Here is a 10,491-nt window from a genome sequence, read left to right on the forward strand (position 1 = left end):
TTCGACCGTGCCGACAACCATGAGCAAAGGTCCCTAGAGTGACCGTACCCGGTAGACGCGATACAGGTCGACAACTTGGGAACGTTTTCACTCCGGGCGTGCCTTCCACCGCCGCGACGGCGGAAGGCACATGCCGCAGGTCACTTCTTCTGAGCGCTCAGCTTCCGGTAGTCGAACACCGTATCGATGATCCCGTAGTCCTTGGCCTCCTCGGCCGTGAGGATCTTGTCACGATCGGTGTCCTTGCGGATGGTGTCCGCTTCCTTGCCGGTGTGCCGGGCCAGGGTGGTCTCCATCTGGCGGCGCATGCGCTCGATCTCCGCGGCCTGGATCTCCAGATCCGAGACCTGACCCTGGATGCCGCCCTCGAGGGACGGCTGGTGGATCAGCACGCGGGCGTTGGGCAGGCAGGCCCGCTTACCGGGCGTACCGGCGGCGAGCAGCACCGCGGCCGCGGAGGCGGCCTGGCCCAGGCAGACCGTCGCGACATCGGCGCGCACGTACTGCATGGTGTCGTAGATGGCCATCAGCGCGGTGAACGAACCACCGGGCGAGTTGATGTACATCGTGATGTCGCGGTCGGGATCGAGCGATTCGAGCACCAGCAGCTGGGCCATGATGTCGTTGGCCGAGGTGTCGTCCACCGTCGCGCCGAGGAAGATGATGCGCTCCTCGAACAGCTTGTTGTACGGGTTGGACTCCTTGACACCGAAGCTGGAGTGCTCGATGAACGACGGCAGGATGTAGCGCGCCTGCGGACCGGCCGGCGCGACACCGGACAGGCCGGCGCGGGGATCGAATTGGGTCATCTCTTCGTCTCCAAAGGTCTCGAGTCGGTGCTAGTTGGCGGTGCCGTTGGCCTGGCGGGCATGGCTGATCACCTGATCGATGAAGCCGTACTCGAGGGCTTCCTTCGCCGTGAACCAGCGGTCGCGGTCCGCGTCCTGGGTCACCTGCTCGATCGACTTGCCGGTATGCAGCGCCTGCAGCTCGTTCAACTCGCGCTTGGTGTGGGCGAACTGCTCGGCCATGATCGCGATGTCGGCGGCCGAACCACCGATACCCGCCGAGGGCTGGTGCATCATGATCCGCGCGTGCGGCAGGGCGAAACGCTTGCCCTTGGCGCCCGCGGTGAGCAGGAACTGGCCCATCGAGGCCGCCAGGCCCAGGCCGTAGGTCGCCACATCGGGCTCGACCAGCTGCATCGTGTCGTAGATCGCCATCCCCGCGGTCACCGAGCCGCCCGGGGAGTTGATGTACAGCGAGATCTCACGCGTGGGATCCTCGGCCGCCAGCAGCAGCAACTGGGCGCACAGTTTGTTGGCGATGTCGTCGTCGACCTGGGTGCCCAGGAAGATGATGCGGTCGCGCAGCAAACGTTCGAACACGGAGTCGCTGAGGTTGAGACCAGCGGTCGCGGATGTCATGACCGGCCCTGCCTGATTGATTGTCACGGATACCTGCCCTCTCTCACCGGCTCGGTGCTAGCTAGCACGGCCATTTCTGATTCGCTGATACAAACCCTAACGAAGCAGGGCGGCACCGAACTCCCGGTACCGCCCTCTCTTCGCTTACAGCGCAAACTCGCTGGCGCTCCTTTGCGCTGTAAGCGACCTCGCGCTGTACCTATCGGTCACTCGCAAGCTCGCTCCGTGCGCAAACTCGGCTATCCCCGAAACGTATTCGCGCTGTTGATGCATGGAATTACTCGGCGCTCGCCTCGGCGGGCTGCTGCTCCTCGGCGGCCTCTTCCGCGGCCGGGCTGCCGAACATCTCGGCGGTGTCGACCGCGTTGCCGTCGGTATCGGTCACCTTGGCCTCGCCGACCACGGTCGCCAGGGCCTTGCCGCGGCGCACGTCGGCGAAGACCGCGCCGAGCTGACCGGCCTGCTGGACCTGCTGGATGAACTGCTCCGGCGACAGGCCGTAGCGCTGCGACTGGAACAGGATCCGCTCGGTCAGCTCGTCCTGGCCGACCTGGGTGTTCTCCTTCTCGGCGATGGCGTCCAGCAGCAGCTGCGTCTTCACCGACTTCTCGGCCGACTCCTTGGCGTCGGCGTCGAACTCCTCGCGGGAGGAACCCTGCGCCGCGAGCGCCTCGGCGAACTTCGCCTCGTCGTGGTCGAAGCCGTGCACCGCGTCGTGGGTCACCGCGTCGATCTCGGCCTGCACCGCGCCCTCGGGCAGCGGGATCTCGGTCTTCTCCAGCAGCGCCTCGAGCACCTTGTCGCGGATCTCGCCGGCCTGCTGCACCTTCTTGGCCTGCTCCACGCGGCCGCGCAGATCGGTCTTCAGCTCCTCGATGGTGTCGAATTCGCTTGCCATCTGGGCGAATTCGTCATCGGCCTCGGGCAGCTCGCGCTCCTTGACCGAGTTCACCTTCACGGTGATCACGGCCTCCTTACCGGCGAACTCGCCGGCGACCAGGGTGGAGGTGAAGTCCTTGGACTCCTCGGCGTTCAGGCCCACCACGGCTTCGTCCAGGCCCTCGATGAGCTGGCCCGAGCCGACCTCGTGGGACAGGCCGGAGGTGGACGCCTCGGTGACCTCCTGGCCGTCGACGGTGGCCGACAGGTCGATGGAGATGAAGTCGCCGTCCTGCACCGCGCGCTCGACGTTCTTCAGGGTGCCGAAGCGCTGGCGCAGCGACTGCAGCTGCTGCTCGATGTCCTCGTCCTCGATCGCGATGGGATCGACGGTGACCTCGATGCTGTCGTACTCCGGCAGGGTGATCTCCGGGCGAACGTCGACCTCGGCGGTGAAGGCCAGCTCCTTGCCGTCCTCGATCTTGGTGATCTCGATCTCGGGGCGGCCGATGACCTTCACATCGGCGGAGACCACGGCCTCGCTGTAGCGGGCCGGCAGCGCGTCGTTGACGACCTGCTCGAGGACCGCGCCGCGGCCGAGGCGGGCCTCCAGCAGCTTGGCCGGAGCCTTGCCCGGACGGAAGCCCGGGATGCGCACCTGCTTGGCCAGCGCCTGGTAGGCCCGGTCGAAGTCCGGCTTCAGTTCCTCGAAGGGCACCTCGACATTGATGCGGACCCGGGTCGGGCTCAGCTGCTCGACGGTGCTCTTCACGGACATGCTCCTTGTTCGTCGTTCTCTACGGTTCTCTGGTTGACGTCGTCGGTTCCCCCCGATCACATCCGTACCAGGCTAGTCGACCTGGCTTCGGCGGATGTAATCGGATCAGCCGACCTTCACGGCATCGGTCACGAAGACCAGCGTCTCATTGGGCTTGATGCCGTTACCGCCCTTGCCGTAGCCCAGGTCCGGCGGGATGATCAGCAGCCGCCGCCCGCCCTGCTGCACACCGAGCAGACCCTGGTCCCAGCCCGGAATGACCTGGCCCGCGCCCAGGGTGAGCTGGAAGGGTTCGCCGCGGTCGAAGGAGCTGTCCAGCTTCTGGTGATCCGACCAGGTGACCAGGGTGTAGTTCATGGTCAGCGGCTGGCCCGCGGCCGCGCCCGGACCACTGCCGGGCACCAGATCCTTGGTGATGAGTTGTTTGGGCGGATCGCAGTCCTCGGGGATGGTGATGGTCGGCGCCTCGCCGAACCCGCCGGTGGTCTTGACGTCGTCGGCGGTGCACTCGCGGCCGTGGCTCACGGGCGGCACCCCGGTCGCGGGCGCGGCCTTGGACGCCGAGGCGGTGGACGAGGGTGCGGCGGAGGACTTGTCGTCGCCGCCACCGCAGGCGGTGAGGGCGACGGCGGCCGCGGCGAGCGCGGTCGAGCCGATGATCCTGGCCAGTGTGGTCATGCGCGGCACCCTAATCCACGCTGACCCGATCACACCGCGCCGGTAGCCTGACTGACGAGGCACGTGACGGGTAGCCCCCTATGCGACGTCCTATGTGAGGAGTTCGCGGATGACCCAATTGGCCAGCGCCGGAGGCGATACCTCCGCCGACAATGTCGCGAGCCGTGGTGGCGCCACGATCGCGCCGGAACCGTACACCCTCGGCGACGCGCCCGGCCCGCTCGGCCGCGACGAACTCGCCGATCTCGACGCCTGGTGGCGCGCGGCCAATTATCTGGCGGTCGGCCAGATCTATCTCATGGACAATCCGCTGCTGCGCGCCCCGCTCGAGCCGGAACACATCAAACCGCGCCTGCTCGGACACTTCGGCACCGTACCGGGCCTGAATCTGGTGTGGGCCCATGCCAATCGGGCGATCCGCGCTCGTGATCTCGACGCCGTCTTCGTCGCCGGGCCCGGGCACGGCGGGCCCGGGCCCAATGCCTGCGGCTGGCTCGAGGGCACCTATTCCGAGTGCTACAGCCATGTTCCGCGCGATGCGGAGGGTATGCGAGAGTTCTTCCGGCAGTTCTCTTTTCCCGGCGGGGTGCCCAGCCACTGCGCGCCCGAGACGCCCGGTTCGTTCCACGAGGGCGGTGAGCTCGGCTACTCGCTGCTGCACGCGTTCGGGGCGGCGCTGGACCATCCGGATCTGACGGTGTTCTGCGTGGTCGGCGACGGCGAGGCGGAGACCGGTCCGCTCGCGGGCAGCTGGCATGCGAACAAATTCCTCAATCCGGGCCGCGACGGGGCCGTACTGCCGATCCTGGCGCTCAACGAGTACAAGATCGCCAATCCGACGCTGCTGGCCCGGATTCCGGAGCCGGAACTGCTGTCGCTGCTGCGCGGCTACGGATACGAGCCGATCGTGGTCGCCGGAAACGATCCGGCCACGGTTCATCAGGCCATGGCCACGGCGATCGACGGCTGCCTGGATCGCATCGCCGAGATCCAGGGATCGGCGCGTTCCGGTTCGGACGGCGTGCGGCCGTTCTGGCCCATGATCGTGCTGCGCACACCGAAGGGCTGGACCTGTCCGCCGCAGGTCGACGGTGACCGGGTCGAGGGCACCTTCCGCGCCCATCAGGTGCCGCTGCCCGGCGCGCGCGGCGACGCGAGCCATCGCGCGGTCCTGGAACAGTGGCTGCGCGCGTACCGACCCGAGGAGCTGTTCGACGAGAACGGCTGTCCCACACCGCGACTGCTGCGCCTGAATCCGACCGGCGATCGACGCATGAGCGCCAACCCGGTCGCCAACGGCGGTGCGGTGCTGCGGGATCTACGCCTGCCCGACTGGCGCGCATACGGCGTCGAGGTGAGCGCGCCGGGCGCGACCGAACACGAGGCGACCCGGGTGCTGGGCGGTTGGCTGCGCGATGTCACCGCGGCCAACCCCGACAACTTCCTCACCTTCGCCCCCGACGAACTCGCCAGCAATCGCCTGCAGGATGTGCTCGAGGTGACCGGCCGCGACTGGCAGGCCGAGATCGGCGAATTCGACGTGGGCCTGGACCGGCGCGGCCGAGTGATCGAGGTGCTGTCGGAGCATATGTGTCAGGGCCTGCTCGAGGGCTATCTGCTCACCGGCAGGCACGGGGTGTTCACCTGCTACGAGGCGTTCATCCACATCGTGGACGCTATGTTCAACCAGCACGCCAAATGGCTGGACGCCAGCGCGAAGGTGCCGTGGCGGCGCCCCGTCCCGAGCCTGAACTATCTGCTGTCCTCGCATGTCTGGCGGCAGGACCACAACGGATTCACCCATCAGGATCCGGGCTTCCTGGACGTGGTGACCAACAAGAAGGCGTCGATCGTGCGGGTCTATCTGCCGCCGGACGCCAATACGCTGCTGTCGACCTACGATCACTGCCTGCGTTCGCGGCATTACGTCAATGTCGTGGTGGCCGGTAAACAGCCGCAACAGGATTGGCTGTCGGTGCCCGAGGCCGCCGCGCACTGCGCGCGAGGCGTGGGCATCTGGGAGTGGGCGGGCCACAACGACGAGGCGGGCGCCACCCCGGATGTGGTGCTGGCCTGTGCCGGGGATGTGCCGACGTTGGAGACCCTGGCCGCGGCGGCGATCCTGCGGGAACGACTGCCACGGTTGCGGATCCGGGTGATCAATGTGGTGGATCTGATGCGGCTGCAACCTCGCGACGAACATCCGCACGGTCTGCCCGACCGCGAGTTCGACACCCTGTTCACCACCGATCGGCCCGTCGTCTTCGCCTTCCACGGTTATCCGTGGCTGATCCACCGGCTCACCTACCGCCGCGCCAACCACGCCGGACTGCATGTGCGCGGATACAAGGAAAACGGCACCACCACAACGCCGTTCGATATGGTGATGCTCAACGATCTGGATCGCTACCACCTGGTGATGGACGTCATCGATCGAGTGCCCGGACTGGGCGCCCGGGCGGCCGGACTGCGCCAGGAAATGGTCGACGCCCGGCTGGCGGCGCGGTCGTGGACCCGCGAACAGGGGGAGGATATTCCGGAGGTCGCGAACTGGGCGTGGCCGTACTCGCGCCGCTGATAGAGGCCGCAATCTCGGCGTCCCCCAACCTTTTGGGGCTGGACCGACGATGAGTTGGTCACTCGTATTAAGGAGCAAACCTCTACAGCAAAAGGTCTCCGGCGGTATAAGCTCCGTCCGAGCCGCAGGGATGGCGGTCTCGAGAAGGAGTGAAAATCGCATGGAGCTGCGCAGTACCGGCATCGTCACCTCGGCCCCATGGCACGCCGACACCGTCCCCGTCGATATGGTCGCCTTCGCGTTGCGATTCACCGGCTACCTCTACGCGGTCGGCCTGCGCGACGCCTTCGCCGATCTGATCGCGCGTCACGAGCCACTACGCACGATCGATCCGGACGGCGCGTATCTGGTGCTGTCTCCCGATACCGCCCCCGTCCCCGATCTGGTGCCCGTGGTGATCTCGCGCGCCGAATCGGCGGGCGCGGTCGAAGAATTCGTCGCCCGCGAGGTGGAACCCGCCACGACCGCGCCCGTTCGGGCGCGGTCGTTTCGCATTACCGGTGACCTCGACGCCGTTCCCGAACACCTGCTCGTGATCGTCACCACGCCCCACGCCATCGATCGGATCTCCCCCGCACGGCTGTCGCGCGACCTCATGACCGCCTATGCCGCCCGACGCCGCAATCGCGCGCCGCGCTGGGATCACCCACGCCCGCATCATCAGCTGCACGTTCACGAGCTCCAGCACGTGCAGCTGATGGAACACACGGCCGTCGAGGCGCGCGCCGAACTCCCCACCCCCGCATAAGCTCCCACAAGGAAGAATTGGGTTGCCCAGGCCGGTTCGGCGGGCGACCATCGGCCTGTGTTGATGATGATCACCTGCACTCGGCCGGAGGGCGTCGAGTGGGTTGCCGGGGACCTTGGATTCCTGCTGCACAAGAATCCGGGACGGGTGCAGGTATTCGAGCAGTCCTACGGGTCGGCCCACGTGGTCTACCCGGAGGCCACCGATGCGCGCTGCACCGCGGCGCTACTGCTGGAGATCGACCCGATTCGACTCGTGCGCGGAAAATCGCGCGGCGCCCCCGAATTCAGCCTCGGCCAGTACGTCAACGATCGGCCGTACGCGGCCACCTCGCTGCTGGCGGTCGCGATCTCCACGGTGTTCGGCACCGCCCTGGGCGGGCGCTGCGCGCAGCGACCCGAACTGGTGCGTACCGAACTCCCGCTGCGGATCGAATTGCCCGCCGTGCCGTGCAAGAGCGGGCCCGAGACGGCCGAGCGGCTGTTCGCGCCGCTGGGCTGGCAGGTCGCCGCCACGCCGCTGCCGCTGGATCCGGCTTTCCCGCAGTGGGGTGAATCCCATTACGTCCGTTTGGAACTGACCGGCACGCTGCGCCTCGCCCAGGCGCTGTCACATCTGTACGTCCTGCTGCCCGTCCTCGACGGCAGCAAGCACTACTGGCTGGCCGCCGACGAGGTCGACAAACTGCTGCGCGCCGGCGCGGGCTGGCTGCCCGCCCACCCCGAACGCGAGTGGATCACGCGGCGCTATCTGGCCCGCCGCCAGTCGCTCGTGCGCACCGCGCTGGCCAGACTGGCCGAGATCGACGACGCCACACCGGAACAGCTCGACGCCGTCGAGGAGGCGGTCACCGAATGTGATGAACCCCCGACGCCGTCGCTGGCCGTCACCCGGCGCGCGGCCGTCGTACACGCGCTGCGGGACCTGCACGCCCAGCGGGTACTGGATCTCGGCTGCGGTGAGGGCGCGCTGCTGCGGGAGTTGGCGACCCATCGGGAATTCACCGAGATCGTGGGCGTGGACGTATCGGTCCGTGCCCTGCACGTGGCCCAGCGGCGCATGGAACGCCTGCCCGACTGGGCGGCGCGGCGAATCCGGGTCCGGCAGGGCGCGCTCACCTACACCGACGCGTCGCTGCGTGGCTTCGACGCGGCCGTGCTCATGGAGGTGATCGAGCACATCGATCCGCCCCGGCTCGCGGCCCTCGAACGCGCCGTCTTCGGCTCGGCCGCACCCGGCGCGGTCCTGGTGACCACACCCAACGGCGAATACAACGCGCTCTACGAGAGCCTGCCCGCCGGGCACTTCCGCCACACCGACCACCGATTCGAATGGAGCCGAGCCGAATTCGCCGCCTGGGCGCACGCTGTCGCCGAAACTCACGGCTACACGGTGCGATTGGAGCCCATCGGCCCGGTGGACGAGACGCTCGGCGCTCCGACCCAGATGGCGATCTTCGTCCGCGACGCTTCGGAAGGAGCCGCGTCATGACCGAACTGTCCATTCCGGAGCTGTCACTGGTGGTCCTGGTCGGCTGCACCGGCTCCGGTAAATCCACCTTCGCGCACAGGCATTTCCGCGCCACCGCGATCGTCTCCTCGGATGCCTGCCGCGGCATCGTCAGCGACGACGAGAACGATCAGTCGGCCTCCGGGGACGCCTTCGCGCTACTGCATCACATCGTCGGCGTGCGACTGCGGCGCGGGCTGCGCACGGTCGTCGACGCCACCAATGTGCAGCCGCAGGCGCGCCGGGAACTGGTCCGGGTGGCGCGCGAACACGATGTGCTGCCCGTGGCGATCGTGCTCGATGTGCCCGAGGCAATCTGCTTGGAGCGCAATGCGAATCGGCCCGACCGCGCCCATCTGGGCCGACACGTCGTGGTTCGGCAGCAGCGCGAGCTGCGACGCGGCCTGCGCGCGCTCGAGCGCGAGGGCTTCCGCAAGGTCCACGTGCTGCGCGGGGTGGACGAGATCGACGCGGCCACCCTCGTCGACGAGAAGGCCTGGAACGACAGGCGCGAGCTGAGCGGCCCCTTCGACGTCATCGGCGATGTGCACGGCTGCCGCGCCGAACTGGAGACGCTGCTGGAAACGCTGGGCTACCGGCTGCTGCGCGACGAGGCGGGCCGTCCGGTCGACGCCACGCACCCCGACCGCACCGCGGTATTCGTCGGCGACCTGGTCGACCGCGGACCCGATACCCCGGGCGTGCTGCGACTGGTCATGGGCATGGTGGCGGCCGGAAACGCGCTGTGCGTCACCGGAAATCACGAACACAAGCTGGTGCGCGCCCTGGACGGCCGCCAGGTCCGCGTCGCGCACGGGCTGGCCGAATCGCTGGCGCAACTGGAGGCCGAATCCGAGGAGTTCCGCAAGTCCGCACACGAGTTCTGCCGCGGACTGGTCAGCCATTACGTACTGGACGGCGGCAATCTCGTTGTGGCACACGCCGGTTTGAAGCAGGAGTATCACGGCCGCGCGTCCGGACGGGTGCGCTCGTTCGCGATGTACGGCGAAACCACCGGCGAGACCGACGAATACGGGCTGCCGGTGCGCTACCCGTGGGCCGAGGACTATCGCGGCAGAGCCACCGTGCTCTACGGCCACACCCCCGTCACCGAGCTGCGCTGGATCAACAACACCCTGTGCCTGGACACCGGCGTGGTGTTCGGTGGTCGGCTCAGCGCACTGCGCTATCCCGAGCGTGAGCCGGTATCCGTTGCGGCGCAGCAGGTCTGGTACGAACCGGCGCGTCCGCTCGAGGCCACCCCGATCGCCCCCGCCGAGGGTGTGGTGCGCCGCGACCCGGGCGTGCTGGACCTCGACGACGTCCTCGGCCGCCGTGTGGTGGAGACCCGCCACTTCGGCCGGGTCGGTGTGCAGGAGGAGAACGCCAGCGCCGCGCTGGAGGTGATGAGCCGGTTCGCGATCGACCCGCGCTGGCTGATCTATCTGCCCCCGACCATGTCGCCGTGTGCCACGGCCGAATCCGGTGCGCTGCTGGAACATCCGGCGCAGGCCTTCGCCTACTACCGGTCCGAGGGCGTGGCGACGGTGGTGTGCGAGGAAAAGCATATGGGTTCGCGGGCCGTCGCGATCCTGGTGCGCACGCCGCAGGACGCCCGGGACCGCTTCGGTATCGCCGACGGCAGCACCGGCGCCCTCTACACCCGTACCGGCCGCCCGTTCTTCGACGATCCGCAGCACACCGAGGCCGTACTCGCCCGAGTGCGGGCCGCGGCCGAAACCGCAGGGCTGTTCGACGAATTGGGGACCACCTGGCTGGCGCTGGACGCCGAACTGCTGCCGTGGTCGGCCAAGGCCATGGGCTTGGTGCGCGATCAGTACGCCGCGGTCGGCGCGGCCGCGCGCGCGGCCCTGGGCGCGGCCACCGAGGTGCT

Annotated in this window: 8 protein-coding genes; 4 read left to right on the forward strand and 4 right to left on the reverse strand. The window is 68.0% G+C overall.

Annotated elements, in window-relative coordinates:
- Positions 1-140: 140 nt before the first annotated feature.
- From NP4_RS38585 to NP4_RS38600, 4 genes are all read right to left on the reverse strand, one after another.
- Positions 141-809 (reverse strand): ATP-dependent Clp protease proteolytic subunit, encoded by a 669-nt coding sequence (locus NP4_RS38585; RefSeq protein ID WP_062508477.1) that lies wholly within the window; start codon positions 807-809, stop codon positions 141-143.
- Positions 810-839: 30 nt separating this feature from the next.
- Positions 840-1,454 (reverse strand): ATP-dependent Clp protease proteolytic subunit, encoded by a 615-nt coding sequence (locus NP4_RS38590; protein WP_373863906.1) that lies wholly within the window; start codon positions 1,452-1,454, stop codon positions 840-842.
- 250 nt (positions 1,455-1,704) lie between these two features.
- The gene (gene tig, locus NP4_RS38595) at positions 1,705-3,078 is read right to left on the reverse strand and encodes a trigger factor (protein WP_068009346.1); all 1,374 of its coding nucleotides are present in this window, start codon (positions 3,076-3,078) and stop codon (positions 1,705-1,707) included.
- Between the two features lie 111 nt (positions 3,079-3,189).
- Positions 3,190-3,762 carry an FKBP-type peptidyl-prolyl cis-trans isomerase gene (locus NP4_RS38600; RefSeq protein WP_068009325.1) on the reverse strand — a complete coding sequence of 191 codons (573 nt, stop codon included), beginning with the start codon at positions 3,760-3,762 and terminating at the stop codon, positions 3,190-3,192.
- Positions 3,763-3,871: 109 nt separating this feature from the next.
- On the opposite strand from NP4_RS38600, the gene NP4_RS38605 reads away from it, so the two are divergent.
- The 4 genes from NP4_RS38605 to NP4_RS38620 all read left to right on the forward strand — a co-directional run.
- Positions 3,872-6,340, forward strand: coding sequence for a phosphoketolase family protein (locus NP4_RS38605; protein ID WP_068009329.1), 2,469 nt, complete (start codon positions 3,872-3,874; stop codon positions 6,338-6,340).
- Between the two features lie 160 nt (positions 6,341-6,500).
- Complete coding sequence (locus tag NP4_RS38610; RefSeq protein WP_068009333.1) at positions 6,501-7,088, forward strand: condensation domain-containing protein; 588 nt, start codon at positions 6,501-6,503, stop codon at positions 7,086-7,088.
- Positions 7,089-7,151: 63 nt separating this feature from the next.
- Positions 7,152-8,579, forward strand: coding sequence for a 3' terminal RNA ribose 2'-O-methyltransferase Hen1 (locus NP4_RS38615; protein WP_068009351.1), 1,428 nt, complete (start codon positions 7,152-7,154; stop codon positions 8,577-8,579).
- The coding region (locus NP4_RS38620; protein ID WP_068009336.1) for a polynucleotide kinase-phosphatase at positions 8,576-10,491 on the forward strand (1,916 nt) is incomplete at its 3' end. The genes NP4_RS38615 and NP4_RS38620, both read left to right, overlap by 4 nt.

It is taken from the genome of Nocardia pseudobrasiliensis NBRC 108224, from assembly GCF_001613105.1.
Lineage (GTDB): Bacteria > Actinomycetota > Actinomycetes > Mycobacteriales > Mycobacteriaceae > Nocardia > Nocardia pseudobrasiliensis.